Genomic DNA, 20287 nt, shown 5'->3' with positions numbered 1-20287 from the left:
CTCTAAAGGCTTTTTTTTTTACTTATTCTTGTTTTGCAATTTCTTCGGCTGCAAATTTAATAATATTTGCTGCTTCTGTTCCAAATGGGTCTACCTCTTGTGAAGAGAGGACATTGCCATCTTTATCAAGAACGGCAAAGCCCCGAAGTGATTTAGGTGCATTGGGATCAACCAATTCTACTTTACGGATAAGTTCCAATTTGTCATCTGTAACAAGGGGGTAGTCCAAATTCAGCTGACTCTTTAAGTTCTTATGATCTCTTTCAGTTGAAATGCTCAGCGCATAGATATCACCAGGAAATTCACTAAACAAGTCCTTGCTATTCTGCAGCTCGACCAGCTGCGATTTACAATAGTCTCAATCTACGCCAGTAAAGAGAAACACAAGTGCCGGTGTGTCCCTATTTTCGAACATCACATCTTGACCTTGATCATCTTTAAGAGTTAAAGGACCATCATTAGAACAGCCCATGACAATCGCTCCAACTAGCAAAAACATCATAAACAAAAATGATTTACGCATATCTTCCCTCCTAAGTTGTATATCCAATAGTATAAAGCTTGACCATCACCATTTGCTAGCAGACATATGGAGAAATTTTAACAAAGAAAGAATAAATTGAGTGTTACCAATATCTGGGTGGTGCCTGGCACCTTCCAGATTGGCCCTGCGGTTAGGTTTGCTGTAAAGGATTGATAATTCTGAATTTTATAGATATGATGAGAATAGGATGAGTAAATAGGTATTTTAACATAGAATGGGGGCATGGGGATGGGTTATGATGTGATTGTTGTGGGTGCTGGACTTGCTGGATTAGTAGCTACTGCAGAAATTGCAGATGCAGGGAAAAAAGTGTTGCTTCTGGACCAAGAGCCGGAAGCATCTTTTGGAGGACAAGCTTGGTGGTCGTTTGGAGGTTTATTCCTAGTAGATTCTCCGGAACAACGCCGCTTAGGCATTAGAGATTCCAAGGAATTAGCGATGCAAGATTGGTTAGGGTCCGCAGGCTTTGACCGAGATGAGGACGAGGATTATTGGGGACGAAAATGGGCCGAAGCCTATGTTGATTTTGCTGCAGGTGAGAAGCGTGCTTGGTTGTATGACATGGGAGTACGCTTTTTTCCTGTCGTAGGTTGGGCAGAGCGAGGCGGGTATCTTGCTGAAGGACATGGGAATTCCGTGCCGAGATTTCACATTGTATGGGGAACAGGACCAGGAATTGTCGCACCGTTTGAACGGAGAGTCCGTGAACACATAAAAAACGGGTTGATTGAGTATCGACCTCGACACCGCGTGGATGATCTCCTTCATCAAAACGGGTCTATTGTTGGGGTTGAAGGTTCTGTACTAGCCCAAAGTTCCGTTCAACGTGGCGAAGACAGTTCGAGAGAGGTCGTTGGGAACTTTGAATATAGAGCAAATGCAGTATTAGTATCAAGCGGTGGCATCGGAGGAAATCTAGAACAAATTCGCAAAAACTGGCCCAACCGTCTAGGAAACCCTCCTAAAAAGATGATATCAGGCGTACCTGCGCATGTGGATGGACGAATGCTTACCATCACAGAACAAGCTGGTGGGAGGATTGTGAATCGTGACCGGATGTGGCATTACACAGAAGGAATAAAAAACTGGAATCCAATCTGGAGTAACCATGGAATTCGGATATTGCCTGGTCCTTCATCCATATGGTTAGATGCAACTGGCCAAAGGTTCCCGGCACCAAATTTCCCGGGTTTTGATACACTAGGTACTCTCGAAGCCATTCAAAAAACGGGCTATGACTATTCATGGTTTATTTTAACCCAAAAAATCATTGAAAAAGAGTTTGCTCTATCGGGATCAGAACAAAATCCAGATTTAACAGGGAAAAGTATCCGCCAAGTACTAGGCAGAGCATTGCCTGGCGCATCAGGGCCTGTGCAAGCTTTTATGGATAAAGGGGAAGATTTTATTGTCGCTAATGATTTAGGTGACCTTGTCGAGGGGATGAATAAACTGACAGGTGAAAATTTACTAAATTTAGCAGAGATAGAAAGACAAATAAAAGCGAGAGACCGTGAAATTGACCATAAATTTACGAAGGATTTACAAATAACCGCGCTGCGTGGCGCACGCCATTATATTGGCGATAAATTAATTCGGGTAGCACCTCCACATAAAATACTTGACCCTAAAAACGGTCCGTTAATTGCGGTTCGTCTAAACATTGTCAGTCGGAAAACATTAGGGGGCTTACAAACAGATTTATCTGGACGAGTATTAAATTTGTCTGGGGAACCGATTCCAGGTCTATATGCAGCGGGAGAGGTTTCAGGTTTCGGTGGGGGTGGAGTCCATGGCTATCGCGCCTTAGAAGGAACCTTCCTCGGAGGATGCCTCTTTTCAGGACGTCAAGCAGGACGGGCAATCGCCCTAGAGGTAAAATCATAAGTTTCTATCACTGGGGTTATATTACGCTCCAGAGGAGCAAGACCTGTGAACTACCAACCAGAAACTAAAATGACCAATATATTTTAATCAAAAAGAAGACCTGTAGAACCAGACCTGTAGTTCCGAAAACATTTTTACACATTTACATTGGACCTCCAATTACGCCATTCTTGCAAATTCTGCAGAATGGCTATTTTTGTGAGGTCATTATGCGGAAAGAATCTGGTTATATTAAAAATGTTCAGATATTGCGATGGAACCAACAAAGAAAAGGAGCAGCAGGAGTATGAGGAGTTCTTTCCTAACCATTTGGAGTTTAATTGACCCGATTTATTATTATTTCACGAGATTAACTTATTTGCGTGAAGACAATATCCTAAGAATTCGCTTAACGAAATACAAAGGGAGAAATGTGGTTCTTTCAGATGGAACCCACATTAACAGAGACGATTTGTTAGTTAAGATTCACCTTCATAACGTGAAATTACTAAAAGAATTAAAGGATATAAAAAGTGAGCTACGCAGAGGGAAAATGATTTATCGGTACGTCCAAAAGTCATTGCCTGACGTTGAAACCTTCATTCAACAACATTCTCACGCTAGGGAAATTAAAGGAATCATTGGTATTACGATGTTGAATAAGGGCTGTACTAGACTTGGTTTTGAGGTGATTGATATTACCCATCCAATCTACAAGTGGTTTAAAACACTCGCCTTTTTACCAATCGAGCTCCTATGTAATCAGCAGCAATCCATCCGTCAAACAATAAAACATCATCAGCCTAGTTATTTGTTGATGTCGACTAGAACATTATCTAAATTGTACGGAGATTAACTTAAAAAAGGCTGTTTTCTCAAACTTTGTTGTTTTCGGAACCTAATGCCTTTGTAGCTATGTTACATTGAAAATTAGCTTAGCTTCTGAGAAAAGAGGTTGCAAACTTAGTTTAATCGCTCCAATTAACTAGTCCGACGTTATAATTGGCTTTTGGGTTTTAACAACATCTTTAAGAAAAAGAGCCAGCCTTATAAACACAAAAAAGCTGCTGATAGCAGCAGCTTTTTACATCGCTTTAAGATTTTTGCCTTGTGCAGTTGCTAAAGTTAACTCGTGGAAAGTAATTTCCGGTCGGCTGCCGACACGGATGTTAACACCGGTCTGTCCAAGGCCTTCACTAATATAATATGGTTTTCCGTCCTGAGTGTGGAAACCTTTAATTTTATTCATGCGAGCAAGCTTACCCATTTTCGCTAGATGGTAAGCTTTCGGGTAACAGATTTGGCCACCATGAAAATGCCCAGAAAGCAAATAATCAAAATGGTGGTTTTTCATGTGTAAAACGATGTTAGGATCATGCGTTAACACAAGATTTGTCCCTGATTGAATTCCTTTGTAGGAGGAATCAAGGTCGCTTCGCTTCGTGCTAAAATCATCGATACCAATAATGTTTACGATGTTTCCATGGACATTAATAATCTCTGTTTCATTTCGCAAAACTTTACAGTTATGTTGTTCAAGTGTATCAATAAGCTTATCAAGGTTGGTTCCTTTTAGAACATAATCATGGTTCCCTAAAACGGCATATATGCCATATTTCGCTTCTATTTTGTTTAGGACTTTTAAATAAGGAATGAGTTTTGGAATGGTGCGCTTGCGATCTAGGAAATCACCTGTAATAGCAATTAGATCGATAGGCTTATGTTTTACTTTTTCAAATAGTTCTTCAGGAGTAATGGAGATATTTTCGAGATGCAAATCAGATAGCTGGAGAATAGATAGCGACGGACTAGAATTGGTAGAGAGGTCATGATTTACTTTTAATTCATTTATCGTAATATCTGTCGTGTTTTTATAGGCTTTTTTAATTAGAAAATAAACAGTAACAAATACTAGTAACCAAAAGATCATAGTCAAAAGCATTCAGCTCCTTCCATAACGGAAATTATACAGGAAACCGTTCATGTTTTTAATATGAAATAGCTGGGATATTACCCATGGCTGTTATTTCCAATCCAAGCTTGATTATTCTCCAAAATTGAAAAGAAAGCGGGGTGTTTCCGATGAAAAATAAAATATTATTTCTTCCTTTTCTGCAAATTCCATCAGGACACCACCAAGCCGCTACCGCCTTAATCGATGGGGTTAAGCAAATTCGGCCCGAAATTATTTGTGAGAAAATTGATATTCTATCGTACAGTTATGGTGGGATCGAAAAGTTGGTCTCAAATGTTTATTTAAATTGGATTCATGCATTGCCTGGGTTATATAATGCCATATACAAGAATGCTGTCTATAAAAATACAGAGCAAACCAAGCGGTATATTCTATATGAAGTCTTGTTTCTATCTTTTATGAAAAAGCTAATAAAAAAAACGGAACCGGAACTAATTGTATGTACTCATGCGTTGCCTGCTTATATGTTAAATTACATGAAAAAAACCGGGGACTTGAAAACTCCCGTCATAAACGTATATACAGATTACTTCATCCATCGTTTCTGGGGAGTAGAGCAAATTGATTTTCACTTTGTTCCTTCCATGCGGATGAAGCACTTTTTATGCCAAAAAGGGGTAAAAGCAGAACAAATCTATATTACTGGTATTCCAATCCACACGAAGATTAGGAAACAACGTCTACCGCAAGCACTGACGAAACAAGGTGCCTATAACGTTTTAATCTCAGGAGGAAGTTTAGGTGTAGGGGAGATATGGGATCTAATTCAAAAACTCGCGGAGACAGAACCTCCTTACCCCATCCAATTCAAGGTGTTATGTGGGAAAAATCAACAGCTTTGCGCAAGGATAAAATCAATGCAAAAACCTCATATTATTCCGCTACCGTATATCGACTGTAAAGAAGAAATGAATCGACTCTATGATCAGGCAGATGCGATGGTTACAAAGCCGGGCGGGGTAACCGTTAGTGAATGTCTATTCAAGCGAAAGCCTATCTTTATCTATAATGCTTTACCAGGACAAGAAAAAATTAACCAACAGCAGCTGACCGAATTGGGCTTGGTTTACAAATTAGACCAATCAGATATCTATAAACAACTTTTCGCTGTACTCGATGATTTTAGTGAGATGAATCAATACCAAGAACATGTAGAGAACTACCATTCAAACCTTCATTTAAAAGAACCACATGAAATTATTGCAGAATTGTTGATTTAATTGTTTTTTTACAAAAATTAAATGCCTATAATCCCTATACCTGTTAAAATCAAAGTGGAAGAGAATACATACGGGAGAGGGTCAAGTGATGAAAACAGATGTTCAAATTGCACAAGAAGCAAAAATGGTTCCGATTAAAGAAATTGCCGATTATCTTGGGATAAATGAACATGAACTAGAGCCTTATGGAAGGTATAAAGCAAAAGTTTCATTAGACGTGCTTGATCGACTTGAAGAACGACCAGACGCAAAACTTATTCTAGTCACTGCGATTAATCCTACCCCTGCAGGAGAGGGAAAAACCACAACCAATGTTGGCCTTTCCATGGGCTTAAATAAAATAGGTAGAAAAACGATTACTGCATTAAGGGAGCCTTCTTTGGGACCTGTGTTCGGAATCAAAGGTGGAGCAGCTGGTGGCGGGTATGCCCAGGTTGTCCCGATGGAGGATATCAACCTTCATTTCACCGGGGATTTCCATGCGATTACATCCGCACATAATTTATTAGCGGCGATACTAGACAACCATATCCATCAAGGAAATGCACTAAATATTGACCCTAAGCGAATTGTGTGGAAAAGAGTGCTTGATATGAACGACCGTGCACTAAGAAATGTCATTATTGGCTTGGGCGGTCGAATGGATGGTTTTGTTCGTCAAAGTGGCTTTGATATTACGGTTGCCTCCGAAATCATGGCGATCTTATGTCTCTCAACCAGTTTGGCAGATCTTAAAGCACGACTTGCGAGAATGGTTGTTGGCTATAACAAAAATGGACAAGCGGTTACAGCTGGTGATTTACAAGCAACTGGAGCGATGGCATTATTGTTAAAAGATGCAATTATGCCAAATCTAGTTCAGACAATTGAAAACACGCCTGCCTTTATTCACGGCGGTCCATTCGCGAATATTGCCCATGGGTGTAATTCGGTGATGGCGACAAAAATTGCTCTGAAACTTTCTGACTATGTTGTAACGGAAGCTGGCTTTGGTGCAGACCTAGGTGCCGAGAAGTTTTTTAATATTAAATGTAGAGATGCGGAATTAAAGCCTGATGCAACCGTGCTTGTTGCGACCATCCGTGCATTGAAGATGAATGGTGGGGTTCCAAAGAACGAATTGGCCCATGAGAATCTAGCGGCACTTGAGGCTGGTATGGTAAATCTCGAGAGGCACCTTGAAAATGTTCATAAATTTGGTGTCCCTGCCGTGGTCGCAATCAATAAGTTTCCCACGGATACAGAAGCAGAAATTCAATTATTAAAAGATAAATGCGCAGCCAAAGGAGTAGAGGTTGTTCTTGCAGAAGTCTTTACTAAGGGCGGAGAAGGGGCAGTAGAACTTGCTCACAAAGTCGTGGAGATTTGTGAAACGCAAACATCAAATTACGCTCCACTCTATGATGTTGAAGGTTCCATCGAAGAGAAAATCACTACAATTGCTACGGAAATTTACCGTGCCCAACGGGTAGAATTTACTTCGGCAGCACGCAAGCAGATCGGAGAACTTGCCACACTAGGGCTTGATAAAATGCCGATTTGTATGGCTAAAACCCAATACTCTTTCTCAGATAATCCTTCCTTACTAGGGGCTCCTACTGGATTTACTTTAACAGTAAGAGAAGTAAAGGTTTCCGCTGGAGCTGGTTTCATTGTCGCCTTAACAGGTGATATCATGACCATGCCTGGTCTTCCGAAAACACCAGCTGCAAACGGAATGGATATAAATGAAGACGGAGAAATCATTGGACTTTCATAAATGGAAAAAACCTGGGTGGTGCCTGGCACCATCCAGGTTTTTTTCTTTGTGAATTTAAGCGGTTCTTATAGGAGATAATTGAAAAAGGATAGTTGAATGGAGGTGTTGTAATGACGCAACATAAAGGGGAGATTAAATTTGATTTACATACGCATCATGAGCGCTGCGGACATGCTCGCGGGTCAATTCGAGATTATATAGAGGCTGCGATTGCTAACGGATTACAGGTGATTGGGATTGCTGATCATACACCGTATTTCTCTTATGATAAAGACCAGGCATTTCCCAAAATAGCGATGGGAAAAAGTGAGTTTCCTGAATATGTGAAAGAAGTGCAAGCGTTAAAGGAAGAGTATCGCGGAAAAATTGAAGTGTTACTGGGAATCGAATCGGATTTCTTTCCAGAACACGTTGAACATTACCGGACTTATTTTGATCGTTATCCGTTTGATTACATTATTGGGTCGGTTCATCAAGTAGAGGGAGTTAGCATCTTTAATAAAAACCGCTGGAAAGGGATGTCGGAACAGCAAAAGGTTAAAACGAAAGAGACCTATTATCGATTGATTGAACATTCAGCGCGAAGTGGGATGTACCAAATCCTTGGACATATTGATGCGATGAAGGGATTTTATCCTGAATTCTCTAAAATTGAAACCGAGGCTGTAGAACATACGTTAAAGGTTGTAGGAGAGTATGGCTTAGCAATTGAAATCAATACATCAGGAAAAACGAAATACGTCGGTGGCTGGTATCCAACAGATGAAATCCTTGAGCTTGCCAATCATCATGGAGTAAAGGTCACATTTGGATCAGATGCGCATGACCCAGAAAGAGTCGGCGATGAGTTTGACTTAGTAGCGAAACGCCTAAAAGAAATCGGCTTTAAAGAATGGTGTTATTTTAGACAAAAAGAGCGAGTGAGCGTGCCATTGTAAAAAAGTGCACATAAACTCGCCTGACTTACTATAGCAGGTCAAAGTGAACGGAAAGCTAGTTAGGGCTTTTCGTTTTTTTGTTTGCTGTCTTAAATATCTGTTCATTTTCCTGCAATAATATGAACTGCAAAAACCCCAATACTTGTTTGATACAGCATTGCCGTTAATAGACATGTGCAAATTATCAATTTTTACAAAATTTACGCTAATAATATTGACAAATCCTATGCGTATGGTAGGATTAATTTTAACGAAAGCAATAATTCAAAAAACATCAGGGAGGGGGCGAACTAAACTGAAACCGTCGGAATGGCAAGAAGTGTCTCAGCATGTAGAAAAAATGCTTCAAAATGTCAATTTCGGATCGATTACCTTGGTGATTCAAGATGGGAAAGTAGTCCAAATTGAGAAGAGCGAAAAGGTTCGTCTTCAATCAAATAAAACACGCTGACTAGACAAACTAGAGGCGGTCTTTACCTTCGGGTGAGGACCGCCTTTTTTAAAGGCTGTTTTTGTAAAACTTGTTGTTAAAATCCTAAAGCGATTAACGCAGAGGAAGCTGTTAGCTAGGCTTAAAATTAAGGTTTGCTAGCTCTTTTCTGATAAAACGAATGCTATTTTTCAATGAAACATAGCTATAAAGTTTCGTATAGGCTCCAAAAGAAAAGAGCCTCTTTAAATGAAAGGTGGATTAAAAACATGAGCAATGCTGTTACTTATGAGGAGTGGTCTTCAATCTCAGACACATTTCCGATTGGGGATAAAACAAAAGGCGCTCGAGGGTTACTAGAATGGGCGTACCGTGTTTATCCTGAACAACAAATTGTGTATGCCTCAAGCTTTGGTGCAGAAGCAATTGTACTTATTGATTTAATTTATCAAGTAAAACCAGATGCTCATATCGTTTTCCTTGATACGGATCTCCATTTTCCAGAGACGTATGATGTGATTCAGAAAATCGAAGAACGGTTTCCAACCCTTCGAATTGAGAAGAAAAAGCCTGAGCTTACGCTTGATGAGCAGCGAGAACAGTTCGGATCGGCTTTATGGAAGCGGGACCCAAACAAATGCTGTGAAATTCGCAAAGTCATTCCTTTACGGGAAACATTAACATCAAAACAAGCCTGGATCTCTGGTCTCCGAAGAGAGCAATCTCCAACAAGAGCAAATACAGAGTTTATTAATAAAGATGATAAATTTAAAAACATTAAACTTTGCCCACTGATTCATTGGACTTGGGATGAGGTATGGGAGTACATAAAGCAAAAAGACCTTCCTTATAACCAGTTGCATGATCAAAACTATCCGAGCATTGGATGTTTTCCCTGTACACAAGCGGTTGGAGCTGACGGAGATTCCCGCGCTGGCCGTTGGTCGGGAAGTGGGAAAACCGAATGTGGCTTACACACTTAATAGGTTACTAGAGTTTGACCTGCCACTTAGGAGAAGGAGGGGATTCCTATGCTGACCATCATCGCAGTAGCAATTGGATTGTTTTTTGCCGTAAATATTGGTGCCAGTGGTGCAGCAGCTTCGATGGGAATCGCTTATGGATCAGGTGTAGTGAAAAAACGGATGGCGTTATTTTTATGTGCCATTGCTGTTTTCCTTGGCGCTTGGCTAGGTGGCGGGGAAGTCGTAAGGACAATCGGAAGTGGAATTGTTCCAAGTTCCACGTTTACAACACAAGTCGCTTTAATTGTTCTAGCTGCGGCTGCTTTATCTTTATTTTTGGCCAATTTCTTTGGGATTCCACTCTCGACGAGTGAAGTCGCAGTCGGTTCCGTGGTGGGGGTAGGGATTGTCTATCAGTCTCTTTTCGCCGGAAAGCTGCTATGGATTATGCTTTTTTGGTTGCTAACACCTATTGTTGCCTTCTTACTTGCGATTCTCGCGACGTTTATTTTAAAAAATAAAATCGTCAAAACTTGGCTTGAGCTGCCAAAGGCAGTGCCTATTTTATCTGTTCTAGTAGTGGTGATGGGCCTGTTTGAAGCCTTTGCAGCAGGAATGAATAATGTAGCCAATGCCGTCGGTCCATTAGTCGGTGCAGGAATCATGTCAACAGAGAGTGGCATACTCTGGGGTGGGTTGTTTGTAGGGCTTGGTGCTATTTTACTTGGTTATCGAGTTCTAGAAACGAATGGGAAAAAGATCACAACTTTGAAATTAGAAGAAGGTTGTGTGATTTCCGGAACTGGGGCAGGTATTGTCACTGTTGCCTCATTATTTGGAATTCCCGTTCCATTAACACAAATTACCACATCTTCGATTATTGGAATTGGCTTTGTAAAGCAAGGAAAATCCGTGTTAAAAAAGGATATTGTAGTAAAGCTTCTGACGGTATGGGTAGTTTCGCCTGTCCTGTCGATGGTCCTTTCGTATACGCTTATTCAACTTTTAATTGAGAAAAATATATATCCAGTGATAGCCATGATTGGCGTATTGATTTCCGTCTTTGGTGTGTTGTTTCTAATGAAGCGACCAAACTCAGAGGTGCCAATCACTGAAATAGATTAACAAATACTATAAACCCGTTAAGAAAGGTTGATTGTACATGTCATTATTACCAAAACCACATGGTGGAAAACTTATTCAAGCATTTGATCCTACTTACGATGTAACAAAGATAGAGAAAGAGATTGCTATTGATGCGATTGCATTAAGTGACCTCGAGCTCATTGGAGTCGGCCTTTTTAGTCCATTAACGGGCTTCCTAGGAAAAGCGGACTACGAATCAGTTGTTAGCGACATGCGCTTAAGTGACAATACGATTTGGTCCATCCCCGTTACCCTTCCTGTATCGAATGAGGTTTCGGAAACACTTGAGGTTGGGGAAGAATATAAATTAACTTATGAAAATGAAGTATACGGGGTCATTAAGGTTTCTGAATGGTTCGAACCAGATTTAAAGAAAGAAGCACGTGAAGTGTATAAAACAGAAGAAGTCGCGCATCCAGGTGTTAAGCGCCTATTTGAAAGAGGATCTGTTTATGTAGCAGGAGAAGTTACTCTTGTTAAAAAACCAGAAAAAGGCGTTTTCGGAGATGTGTGGCTTGAGCCGAAAGAAACGCGCGCGTTATTTGAGGAGAAGGGCTGGAAAACAGTTGTCGGTTTCCAAACAAGAAATCCGATTCACCGTGCGCATGAATATATTCAAAAAGCCGCACTTGAGACGGTCGATGGTCTTTTTGTTAACCCTCTTGTTGGTGAAACAAAGTCAGATGATATCCCTGCCGATGTTCGATTAAAAAGCTATCGTGTGCTATTAGATAATTATTATCCAAAAGAGCGCGTTCAACTAGGAGTGTACCCAGCAGCCATGCGTTATGCAGGACCTAGGGAAGCCATTTTCCATGCGATTGCACGTAAGAACTTTGGTTGCACGCATTTCATTGTTGGCCGCGATCATGCTGGGGTTGGTGACTACTACGGAACTTATGATGCTCAGCATATTTTTAGTAACTTTACAGAAGCGGAGCTTGGAATTAAACCATTATTTTTTGAACATAGCTTCTATTGCACTAAATGTGAAGGAATGGCTTCAGATAAAACTTGCCCACATGGCAAGGAAGATCGCGTGATTTTATCGGGCACAAAGGTTAGAGAATTGCTGCGTGCAGGAGAACTACCACCTTCAACCTTCAGCCGTAAAGAAGTAGTAGAAGTCTTGATTGATGGAATGCGAGAAAAAACGACAGTGTAAGGAGAATGCGGAATGGGGAAATCTACAAATATTACTTGGCATGACACAACAATTACGAAGGCTGATCGGCATGCGCAAAATGGGCATGGCAGCTGTGTGCTTTGGTTTACTGGTTTATCTGGTTCAGGGAAATCCACGATAGCGAATGCAGTCTCTAACGAGTTATATAGGCAGCGAATCAATGAATATGTACTAGATGGTGATAATGTCCGCCATGGATTAAATAAGGACTTAGGGTTTTCTGAGTACGATCGTACAGAAAACATCCGCCGCATTGGCGAAGTTGCAAAACTGTTTGTAGATAGCGGCAAAGTAGTCACAACAGCCTTCATTTCGCCATTTCGCTCAGATAGAGATCAGGTTAGGGCTTTATTTTCTGGCGAGGAATTTATTGAGGTGTTTGTCGATTGCCCGCTAGAAGAATGCGAACGACGTGACCCGAAGCAACTATACGTAAAAGCACGTCGTGGTGAAATTAAAGATTTCACTGGTATTGATTCACCGTATGAAGCTCCAGAAAGCCCGGAGATTGCGATTCGTTCTGATCAGTTGTCCGTGGAAGAAGCGGTTCAACACGTACTAGGTTACTTACAAGATAAAAATATTATATAATAGAAGAATCTAAACTAACCACGAGCGAATTGGACAAATCAGCATGAACTGGGAAAAAGAAAGGAGCCAATCATGAAAGCGATTCTTTATATTGGTCATGGTACAAGGTCGAAAAAAGGGGCTCAAGAAGCAAAAGCTTTTTTACAAAGAGTCATCGAGCGAGTAGAGGTTCCGATTCAAGAAATAAGCTTTCTTGAGCTGACCGAACCTTTTATTGACCAAGGCTTTCATCGATGTGTCGATAAAGGAGCAACGGAGATTACGGTTGTTCCTCTCTTTCTTTTAGCTGCTGGTCACATCAAGCAAGATATCCCTGAAGCGCTGTCGCCATTAAAAGCGCATTATCCCAATGTGAAAGTTACGATGAGTGACCCGTTTGGTGTGCAGGGGGAAATTCTTGATGCAATTGCTGAATTGGTCGGGAGTGAAGTGGAGGATGTAGCTGCTGAGGATTCTCTACTAATTGTTGGTCGAGGGAGCAGTGATCCAAGTATCCATTCAGCGTTTGCTGATATCGCAACAGGAATCGGTAGTCGACTTGGAATAGAAAATGTATCCGTCTGCTATTTGGCTGCTGCGGAGCCAAGATTTCAAGAAGGGCTCGAGGATGTCTCACATCATGCGAGAGGGAAAGTGATTGTCGTTCCATACTTATTGTTTTCTGGACTTCTACTAAGTGAAGTCATCCATAATGTGCGTAAAAGGCAAAAGGATGGCCAACCCATCTTCTGCACAGGTCCACTAACTGAACACCGTGCGATAGAAAATCTTTTTATAAAACAAACGCTCGAAGGTGCGGGGCATCATCTTTAATCTAGATGATGTCCACGCACCTTTATTTTTTGATGATTTGATAGTTTTTGTGCGCAACCACGGTTATCGGTGTTTCTATGTTCAGTTTTTTCGCGTCAGATCTACTCACATTTACGATAACGCTTTCATTTTTAACGATGGTGACTTCACCGACTATAAGCATACCATTTCTAATAAAACGAACCTTGTCACCAAGTTCTGCAATTCCTTTTTGTTGTCTTATTAAGGTACTTGTCATTTCCAAACTGCTCACCGCTCCTAACCCTAATGGAAGTTTAGTTGAATGAAGGTTCGTGTTTATCCATTCATTGTTAGAGGGGTGTAGAAAAAAACAATCAACAGATAAACATGAACCATAGTTCAAGTATTTCATATGATAAATCCTGCGTCAAGATAAATATGAACTTTGGTTCATCTATCATTTTTGTGATATAGTTAGATTGAGGTGATCTTATGGATGATCAAGAAGGCCGCCAACTAATTGGAGAATTTCCATCCGTCCCAAAACAGGAACGCGCCTATCAAAAGCGGAAAGCGCTTCTTGAGAGTGGTCGGGTTTTATTTTCCGATAAAGGATACGAGAATACAACAGCCAAGGAAATAGCGGCCCATGCCAATGTGGCAACGGGGACCTTTTACCGTTACTTTTGTGATAAACGCCAGCTACTGATGGAGCTAATAAAGGATCAGCTTGAACGATACATGCCTCCGGAGCCGAGTTGGTTGAATCATGACCCGGAAGCCGTTTTGGCAACCCTTTTAGAAAAACATAATCAACGGCTTAATCGATTGGGGCTACATCGGGTTCTTCCGGAGTTACTTCCCCATGACCCTGAACTAGCAGAGGTGCTTGCTGATGTTAGAAGAAAATTACACGACAGCATCCACGAAGGATTAAAACAGGCAAAAGAATTAGGTTATACATGGGAAGATTTAGACCTTGATTCCGTTGCATGGTCCATTTTAGTTTTAACAGAAAAACTGCCAGAAATGGGGCCAGAAACAGGTTATATTCCTAACTATCATGCCATCTCAAAAATAATTTGCCGGATGGTTTTTCCTCCAGAGATTCTTTTACAATTAAGATCAGAGGAGAAGGGTTTAACCGGAAACAACTACACGAATGGTTGTGATCATGAAATCTAACCGTTCTTATCTATAATTCGAATTATTATTATTGTTAAGATAATTACTTTGTTATTAAAAATCGTACATAATCAGTTAAATAACCAATTTCACCCCTGCCGCACAGTCACATACTGTGCGGCTTTTCGTTGTTGTTAAAAAAACCTTACAATTGTCCGAGCAGACTGTTCAATTTTATATACAGTTTCTTTTTATCGGGATTTCTAGAAGCGTGTAGCTTTGCTTAGAGTAACAAGTTGGCAAGGGATTAAGAATACTAATTAGAAAGTGTTTAAGTGTTATAAAAAAGTTGGCATGGAAATTGCTTTATTAATAGTTAGTCGTAATCGACACAAGAAAGAAAAAGGGGGAACCGGAATGAGAAAAGCAACGATGTTATTTTTTGTAAGCGTTTTATTTCTAGGTTTGATGGCAGGTTGTTTGAATAATAACAAAACAGCTACTGAAGGAAACTCAGGAAAAGGATCTCAAGAAACATATAAATGGGTTGCGCATTCTCCGTGGCCAGAAGGCACGGCACTTCAATTGCTAGCGGAGCAAATTGCGGATGATATAACGAAGGCTTCTGGTGGACGGCTGGAGGTTGAAATGCATGCGGCAGGTGAGATTGTTCAACCTACTGAGCTATTAGATGCTGTTGAAAATGGAACGGTAGATGCCATTCATAGCTGGGATGGGTATTGGATTGGAAAAATCCCGCAAGTTGCTTTGTTCGCTTCTGTTCCGATGGGAATGAATGAACAGGAGTATTTAGGCTGGATTACCACTGATGAAGGGAGAGAACTCTGGCAAGAGGCTTATGACAAAGCTGGTTATAACCTGAAGGTTTTAGACGCGGGACCTGGAACACCAGAGATATTTTACCATTCAAATGTGCCAATTCGCACTCTAGAGGATTTCAAAGGTCTCAAAGTCAGGGCAGTTGGTGATTGGGGGGCAATTTTGGAACGCGTTGGTGCATCCGTTGTGTCAATCAGTAGCCCTGAACTTTATCAATCGTTAGAGCGTGGTGTTGTCGACGCGGTTGAGTTTTCTGGTCCTGCTTCAAACTTACCACTAGGCTTTCATGAAATTGCAAAATATCTCATCACTCCTTCCGTACATCAGCCATCTAGTGTTTCAAGTTTTATTGTTAATCAGGAAAAATGGGATGAACTCCCAGATGATTTGAAACAAATTGTTCGCCTTGCAACTGAAAATATGTGGGGGAAAGGGTTCGCAAATGTAGCAAAAGAGGATTTCAAGGCGATGGATGAGTACCGGAAACTTGAAGAGGCTGGAAAAATTGAAATTATTGAGTTTGAAGAGGAATCGCAAAAAGAGTTAAAAGTGATCATTGATCAGTACTATGAAGAACGTGCGGCAGATGATGAGTTATTTAAAAAGATCTGGGATTCCCAACAAGCCTATTTAGAGAAATACAAGTACTGGAAAGACCTAATGACCCCTAAATATTAATGTCTAAGCTCAGGTAGCAGTCAGGACTACTGAAACACGTCAAGATTGCTACCTGATGATTTTTCTCTTGAATCCCATAAATAAGGTGGTGGAGAAGTGGTAAAAAAGTTCATTAACATCATAGAAACATTAGGTGAATGGGCCGGTAAAATCGCAAGTTGGTTCATTTTGATATTAATCTTCTCTCTAGTATATGAAGTAGCTAGTAGACATCTTTTTAATAAACCTACCTTCTGGTCCTACGATATAAGTTATATGCTTGGGGGTTCGGCAGCTTTTTTAGGAATGGCTTGGGTGATGAAGAACAAACAACATATTCGGGTTGATCTGTTCTATGAAAGGCTATCAGAACGAAATCAGGCGATACTAGAAATTTGTTTAACTCTAGCCTTATTCTTCCCTCTTGTTTTAGTTGGGTTCACCAATTCATTAGATGCGGCCATCGCATCTTTTCTTAGGCAAGAAACTGCCGCTACGGGTTCATGGCGCCCGCCAATTTTCCCTATACGCCTGGTTATTCCTATCTCCTTGGGGCTTCTTTTTTTACAAGGAGTTGCCGATACCATTCGAAATATCTATCAACTTCTAGGGAGGCGGATTTAAATGGATGCACAATCCCTTCTCGTCTTTGTTTTGATGATCGTGGGCTTGTTGATAGGAATCTTTTCAGGATACTACCTTTTTATTGTCCTCGGGGGCTTAGGGCTAATATTTGGGTTCCTATTCTGGAGTGAATCAGTTATTAATTTGATTACTTCAAGCGCATTTACTGCCTTGCAGAACTATACAATGCTAGCCGTACCATTATTTATTTTTATGGGAAATATTATGGAGAAATCAGGGGTAGCGAATAAAATCTTTCATTCGCTTAGTATTCTCCTAGGTGGATTAAAGGGAGGGCTTGCAGTTGCTTCCTTGTTAATTTCATTATTATTTGCAGCGAGTACGGGTATTGTAGGGGCAACAGTCGTGACGATGGGTCTTCTCTTTTTACCTGCTATGCTCGAACGAAAATACGATGTTAAACTCGCCACGGGAGTCATTACCTCGGGCGGAACACTAGGGATTTTAATTCCTCCAAGCATTATGTTAATCGTTTATGGGCCGCTTGCGCAAATATCCGTAGGCCAATTATTTTACGCTGTTTTGATTCCAGGAATTTTATTGGGGATTGCTTACATTTTGTATGTTCTGATTGTAGCTCATGTAAAACCAGACTCTGCACCAGCGATTCCAAAGGAAGAACTAGCAAAGTATACACTGAAAGATAAAATAATTGGGATACTCCACATTCTTCCGGTTGCTCTCATTGTCCTTTCCGTTCTTGGTTCAATTTGGTTTGGGATTGCTCCACCAACGGAAGCAGCTGCAATCGGCTCACTAGCAGCAATGATTGTGGCGTTGTGCTACCGTAAACTGACCTTTACGGTATTGAAAGAAACGCTCTACAACACCCTTCAAACAACAAGTATGATTTATGCGATTTTGTTTTTGGGTACATTTTTTGTGAGTGTTTTTATGAGGCTTGGGGGCGGAAATGTCGTGGAACAGGCCTTTGAAGCACTCCCGTTTGGAAAGTGGACGATCTTAATGATCATGTTACTTGTTGTCTTTATCTTAGGTTTGCTAATGGATTGGGTGGCTTCTATATTGATTATTGTTCCAATCTTCACGCCAATCGCTCAAGGTTTAGGGTTTGACCCGATTTGGTTTGCTGCAATGGTCTGTATCATGTATCAAACTTCCTTTATCACACCGCCTTTTGCACCCGCTCTCTTCTATTTAAAGGGAGTGGCACCGAAAACGGTCAAAACAAGAGACATCATGATGGGAGCTTGGCCGTTTGTTTTCTTACAGGTTATAGTCTTGATTCTTTGTGCTATCTTTCCGGAACTTATTTTATGGCTTCCAAGTAAGATTATTGGCTAATGCTCTATTATTAAAAAATAGATTGTTACTAAGCTAGGATTCTTAAGAAAAAGGTATGCTCGATAAGGAGTGGGGGAAATGAACGTAGCGCATATGTTGGAAAGGATTTATGGTCATACAAGCACAGTAGATCCAAATAAAACGGCTTTGATTCTAGGCGGTGACGAGAGATGGTCGTATAAACAATTGGACGAAATGTCTAATCGATACTGCAACTCCCTAAGAGAATTAGGTGTTATAAAAGGGGATCGGGTAGGCATTCTCCTCTATAATTCATTGGAATACTGGGCACTATATTTTGCAATAGCCAAATTGGGTGCTATTGCTGTAAGAATCAACTTCAGGCTTTCTAGTGAAGAATTTAAGTTTATTTTGAACGATTCTGGTACTAAGATCCTTTGCTTTCATTCTTCACTTAAAAATGTTTTAGAGCCAATTAAGGATGATGTCGTTGTAGAAGAGTTCATTTCTTTGGGTTACGATGGAAAGCATTCGCCTGAATGGTGGCTGGAATGGACTGCGCTAGAAAAGGGAAGCCCGACTGTTAAGGTGGTACAAAATATAGATCTATTGGACCCAATCATGTTGATGTATACTTCGGGCACGACAGGAAGACCTAAAGGAGCACTTTGGTCCCATAGTAATACTTTGTGGTTTTGTTCCATGCAAATAATGAAATGGGGTATAAATGAACAAACTTCCGCAATGACAACGGGACCGCTATACCACGTAGGAGCGATGGAGGATTTCGCGTTGCCAACGATTCTTGCTGGTGGAACGGTCGTGATTATGAAGAGTGGAAATTTTCAAATCGAGGCTGCCCTAGCTAATGCAGAAAAGGAACAGGCATCCGATTTAATGTTTTTTCCGTTTATGATATACGATATGCTCCATAACACGACAGTGAATAAATTCCCTTTAAAGAAGGTAAAAAGAATCTATTCAGGTGGCGATCCTGTACGGCCTTGGGCAATTGAGCAATTACAAAGACGTTATCCACATATTAGCCTCGTTCAAGTTTATGGATTGACCGAAGGAACACCGATAGCAACTTCATTAGATGGAACAGATGTATCGAAGAAAGCTCATACCGTCGGGAAACCTTTGCCGATGACGGAGGTAAAGGTAGTTGATGACGATGGAAATGAGGTATCTATTGGTGAGGTGGGAGAAATTTGTATTAAGAGTCCAGTGGTATGTGCAGGATACTGGAACAGACCAGAAGCGAACGGAGAGACCTTTATCGACGGCTGGTGCTATACTGGGGATTTAGGTATCGTAGATGAAGGTGGATATTTAACTGTTTCGGGCCGCAAAAAGGATATGATTCGAAGTGGAGGAGAGAATATATATGCTGCGGAGATTGAAAATGTTTTAATGCACCACCCTGACGTTGTCGATGTTGCCGTAATAGGAATACCAGATCCGGAGTATTTAGAAGCAGTTGGGGCAATTGTTATTCGCAGAGAAAGCAGCTCCATTAACGAGAACGATGTAATCGACTTTTGCAAACAGCAGTTGGCAAGTTATAAAAAACCTAAAAAAGTATATTTTGTTGAGAATATACCACGTACGCCTTCAGGGAAAATACAGAAGTATAAACTTAGAGAAAAATATAGTGAAACAGTTTGATTTATATAGAATAGATGAACTTTTTTAAAAGTAAAAATTGCATACTTAATTTGAAAAGATAAATTCCATTTTAAATAATAAAGTGAGAATTTAGATGTCCAGTATGTTAAGAGCTGTGTGGTCTTAGTGATAGAGTAGCCACTCAGCTTTTTTTTATGATCATTTCTATTCAATAAGAAATCGTTAATACTATTATGATAAATTGTAATGAAGAAAAAGTATTTCTAATGAAAATGATAATTGCCTAGTTGTAAAAAGGATGTTATTCTTTTTAAGCTGCTTCGTCAGCATAATTGAGATTAACTGCTATCTTAAAAATACTTATTAAAAAGAGTTGACGAGAAGCTTAATCTATTATATATTAATATCCGTTGCTAACGCCGCATGGTGATATGAGCAGCAGATAATTATATCAGTAAAGCTTCATTCTTTAAAAAGTTTCGAAAAAAGTTATTGATATATAATTAATATCGTGTTAAGATGAATCTTGTCGCTTCTGAGACACTATTGTTCTTTGAAAACTAAACAAACAAGCGTCAACAAACAATATTTATCATGTTTCTTCTATATAAATAGAGAACATGAGCCAACGTTTTATTTTATGAGCTAATCACTCTACTTTTATTGGAGAGTTTGATCCTGGCTCAGGACGAACGCTGGCGGCGTGCCTAATACATGCAAGTCGAGCG

Annotated in this window: 19 protein-coding genes, 1 rRNA gene and 1 pseudogene; 17 read left to right on the top strand and 4 right to left on the bottom strand. The window is 40.4% G+C overall.

The window, feature by feature from the left end; genetic code table 11:
• Positions 1 to 22: 22 nt before the first annotated feature.
• Both BMX30_RS18705 and BMX30_RS23645 read right to left on the bottom strand, forming a co-directional pair.
• A pseudogene (locus tag BMX30_RS18705) lies at positions 23 to 343 on the bottom strand (redoxin domain-containing protein); the annotation flags it as partial.
• Between the two features lie 15 nt (positions 344 to 358).
• Positions 359 to 523 carry a hypothetical protein gene (locus tag BMX30_RS23645; protein WP_170843936.1) on the bottom strand — a complete coding sequence of 55 codons (165 nt, stop codon included), beginning with the start codon at positions 521 to 523 and terminating at the stop codon, positions 359 to 361.
• 249 nt (positions 524 to 772) lie between these two features.
• Between BMX30_RS23645 and BMX30_RS18700 the strand changes: the two genes are divergently transcribed.
• Together BMX30_RS18700 and BMX30_RS18695 are read left to right on the top strand one after the other, a co-directional pair.
• The gene (locus BMX30_RS18700; RefSeq protein WP_090749164.1) at positions 773 to 2431 is read left to right on the top strand and encodes an FAD-binding dehydrogenase; all 1659 of its coding nucleotides are present in this window, start codon (positions 773 to 775) and stop codon (positions 2429 to 2431) included.
• A gap of 286 nt (positions 2432 to 2717) precedes the next feature.
• Entirely contained in the window at positions 2718 to 3266 is a 549-nt protein-coding gene (locus tag BMX30_RS18695) for a YkoP family protein (protein WP_090749163.1), read from the top strand.
• 228 nt (positions 3267 to 3494) lie between these two features.
• On the opposite strand, the gene BMX30_RS18690 is transcribed toward BMX30_RS18695, so the two are convergent.
• On the bottom strand, positions 3495 to 4352 hold the full coding sequence (locus tag BMX30_RS18690) for a metallophosphoesterase (RefSeq protein ID WP_090749162.1): 858 nt from the start codon (positions 4350 to 4352) through the stop codon (positions 3495 to 3497).
• 140 nt (positions 4353 to 4492) lie between these two features.
• On the opposite strand from BMX30_RS18690, the gene BMX30_RS18685 reads away from it, so the two are divergent.
• The 9 genes from BMX30_RS18685 (at position 4493) to BMX30_RS18645 (ending at position 13433) form a co-directional block, all read left to right on the top strand.
• The gene (locus BMX30_RS18685; protein WP_090749160.1) at positions 4493 to 5605 is read left to right on the top strand and encodes an MGDG synthase family glycosyltransferase; all 1113 of its coding nucleotides are present in this window, start codon (positions 4493 to 4495) and stop codon (positions 5603 to 5605) included.
• An 88-nt stretch (positions 5606 to 5693) separates the two neighbouring features.
• A complete protein-coding gene (locus BMX30_RS18680) occupies positions 5694 to 7364 on the top strand; it encodes a formate--tetrahydrofolate ligase (RefSeq protein ID WP_090749158.1) in 1671 nt (556 codons plus the stop codon).
• Positions 7365 to 7495: 131 nt separating this feature from the next.
• Positions 7496 to 8302, top strand: coding sequence for a histidinol-phosphatase (locus tag BMX30_RS18675; RefSeq protein ID WP_090749306.1), 807 nt, complete (start codon positions 7496 to 7498; stop codon positions 8300 to 8302).
• Between the two features lie 295 nt (positions 8303 to 8597).
• Positions 8598 to 8753: a YezD family protein gene (locus BMX30_RS23995; protein WP_280139989.1), complete on the top strand. Its 156-nt coding sequence runs from the start codon at positions 8598 to 8600 to the stop codon at positions 8751 to 8753.
• 248 nt (positions 8754 to 9001) lie between these two features.
• On the top strand, positions 9002 to 9715 hold the full coding sequence (locus BMX30_RS18665) for a phosphoadenylyl-sulfate reductase (RefSeq protein WP_090749156.1): 714 nt from the start codon (positions 9002 to 9004) through the stop codon (positions 9713 to 9715).
• A gap of 48 nt (positions 9716 to 9763) precedes the next feature.
• Positions 9764 to 10822, top strand: a complete 1059-nt coding sequence (locus BMX30_RS18660) for a sulfate permease (protein WP_090749154.1) — start codon at positions 9764 to 9766, stop codon at positions 10820 to 10822.
• Between the two features lie 37 nt (positions 10823 to 10859).
• Positions 10860 to 12008 carry a sulfate adenylyltransferase gene (gene sat, locus BMX30_RS18655; protein ID WP_090749152.1) on the top strand — a complete coding sequence of 383 codons (1149 nt, stop codon included), beginning with the start codon at positions 10860 to 10862 and terminating at the stop codon, positions 12006 to 12008.
• 12 nt (positions 12009 to 12020) lie between these two features.
• Positions 12021 to 12620, top strand: a complete 600-nt coding sequence (gene cysC / locus BMX30_RS18650; protein WP_090749150.1) for an adenylyl-sulfate kinase — start codon at positions 12021 to 12023, stop codon at positions 12618 to 12620.
• 72 nt (positions 12621 to 12692) lie between these two features.
• Positions 12693 to 13433 (top strand): sirohydrochlorin chelatase, encoded by a 741-nt coding sequence (locus BMX30_RS18645; RefSeq protein WP_090749148.1) that lies wholly within the window; start codon positions 12693 to 12695, stop codon positions 13431 to 13433.
• A gap of 22 nt (positions 13434 to 13455) precedes the next feature.
• Here the strand turns inward: BMX30_RS18645 and BMX30_RS18640 are convergent, their stop codons facing one another.
• Positions 13456 to 13806 carry a DUF2187 family protein gene (locus BMX30_RS18640; protein ID WP_090749146.1) on the bottom strand — a complete coding sequence of 117 codons (351 nt, stop codon included), beginning with the start codon at positions 13804 to 13806 and terminating at the stop codon, positions 13456 to 13458.
• A gap of 80 nt (positions 13807 to 13886) precedes the next feature.
• Here BMX30_RS18640 and BMX30_RS18635 point away from each other — a divergent pair, with 80 nt between their 5' ends.
• The 6 genes from BMX30_RS18635 to BMX30_RS18610 form a co-directional block, all read left to right on the top strand.
• The gene (locus BMX30_RS18635; RefSeq protein ID WP_090749145.1) at positions 13887 to 14579 is read left to right on the top strand and encodes a TetR/AcrR family transcriptional regulator; all 693 of its coding nucleotides are present in this window, start codon (positions 13887 to 13889) and stop codon (positions 14577 to 14579) included.
• A 357-nt stretch (positions 14580 to 14936) separates the two neighbouring features.
• Positions 14937 to 16037: a TRAP transporter substrate-binding protein DctP gene (gene dctP, locus BMX30_RS18630; protein WP_170843935.1), complete on the top strand. Its 1101-nt coding sequence runs from the start codon at positions 14937 to 14939 to the stop codon at positions 16035 to 16037.
• A 96-nt stretch (positions 16038 to 16133) separates the two neighbouring features.
• Entirely contained in the window at positions 16134 to 16640 is a 507-nt protein-coding gene (locus tag BMX30_RS18625) for a TRAP transporter small permease subunit (RefSeq protein ID WP_090749141.1), read from the top strand.
• Complete coding sequence (locus BMX30_RS18620; protein WP_090749139.1) at positions 16641 to 17966, top strand: TRAP transporter large permease; 1326 nt, start codon at positions 16641 to 16643, stop codon at positions 17964 to 17966. It abuts the gene before it with no gap.
• 78 nt (positions 17967 to 18044) lie between these two features.
• Positions 18045 to 19598, top strand: a complete 1554-nt coding sequence (locus BMX30_RS18615; RefSeq protein ID WP_090749137.1) for a class I adenylate-forming enzyme family protein — start codon at positions 18045 to 18047, stop codon at positions 19596 to 19598.
• A 621-nt stretch (positions 19599 to 20219) separates the two neighbouring features.
• Positions 20220 to 20287 (top strand): 16S ribosomal RNA (locus BMX30_RS18610); the annotation flags it as partial.

It is taken from the genome of Mesobacillus persicus, assembly GCF_900109925.1.
In the GTDB taxonomy this organism is placed as follows: Bacteria; Bacillota; Bacilli; order Bacillales; family Cytobacillaceae; genus Mesobacillus_B; species Mesobacillus_B persicus.
Note: the sequence above shows the minus strand (reverse complement) of the source record. Positions and strands in the feature narration are given on the sequence as shown.

Excerpts from the sequence above, each read along its gene's own strand:
- BMX30_RS23645 (WP_170843936.1), bottom strand. The coding sequence starts at position 523 with ATGCGTAAATCATTTTTGTTTATGATGTTTTTGCTAGTTGGAGCGATT.
- BMX30_RS18700 (WP_090749164.1), top strand. The coding sequence starts at position 773 with ATGGGTTATGATGTGATTGTTGTGGGTGCTGGACTTGCTGGATTAGTA.
- BMX30_RS18695 (WP_090749163.1), top strand. The coding sequence starts at position 2,718 with ATGAGGAGTTCTTTCCTAACCATTTGGAGTTTAATTGACCCGATTTAT.
- BMX30_RS18690 (WP_090749162.1), bottom strand. The coding sequence starts at position 4,352 with ATGCTTTTGACTATGATCTTTTGGTTACTAGTATTTGTTACTGTTTAT.
- BMX30_RS18685 (WP_090749160.1), top strand. The coding sequence starts at position 4,493 with ATGAAAAATAAAATATTATTTCTTCCTTTTCTGCAAATTCCATCAGGA.
- BMX30_RS18680 (WP_090749158.1), top strand. The coding sequence starts at position 5,694 with ATGAAAACAGATGTTCAAATTGCACAAGAAGCAAAAATGGTTCCGATT.
- BMX30_RS18665 (WP_090749156.1), top strand. The coding sequence starts at position 9,002 with ATGAGCAATGCTGTTACTTATGAGGAGTGGTCTTCAATCTCAGACACA.
- BMX30_RS18660 (WP_090749154.1), top strand. The coding sequence starts at position 9,764 with ATGCTGACCATCATCGCAGTAGCAATTGGATTGTTTTTTGCCGTAAAT.
- sat (WP_090749152.1), top strand. The coding sequence starts at position 10,860 with ATGTCATTATTACCAAAACCACATGGTGGAAAACTTATTCAAGCATTT.
- cysC (WP_090749150.1), top strand. The coding sequence starts at position 12,021 with ATGGGGAAATCTACAAATATTACTTGGCATGACACAACAATTACGAAG.
- BMX30_RS18645 (WP_090749148.1), top strand. The coding sequence starts at position 12,693 with ATGAAAGCGATTCTTTATATTGGTCATGGTACAAGGTCGAAAAAAGGG.
- BMX30_RS18640 (WP_090749146.1), bottom strand. The coding sequence starts at position 13,806 with ATGAAATACTTGAACTATGGTTCATGTTTATCTGTTGATTGTTTTTTT.
- BMX30_RS18635 (WP_090749145.1), top strand. The coding sequence starts at position 13,887 with ATGGATGATCAAGAAGGCCGCCAACTAATTGGAGAATTTCCATCCGTC.
- dctP (WP_170843935.1), top strand. The coding sequence starts at position 14,937 with ATGAGAAAAGCAACGATGTTATTTTTTGTAAGCGTTTTATTTCTAGGT.
- BMX30_RS18620 (WP_090749139.1), top strand. The coding sequence starts at position 16,641 with ATGGATGCACAATCCCTTCTCGTCTTTGTTTTGATGATCGTGGGCTTG.
- BMX30_RS18615 (WP_090749137.1), top strand. The coding sequence starts at position 18,045 with ATGAACGTAGCGCATATGTTGGAAAGGATTTATGGTCATACAAGCACA.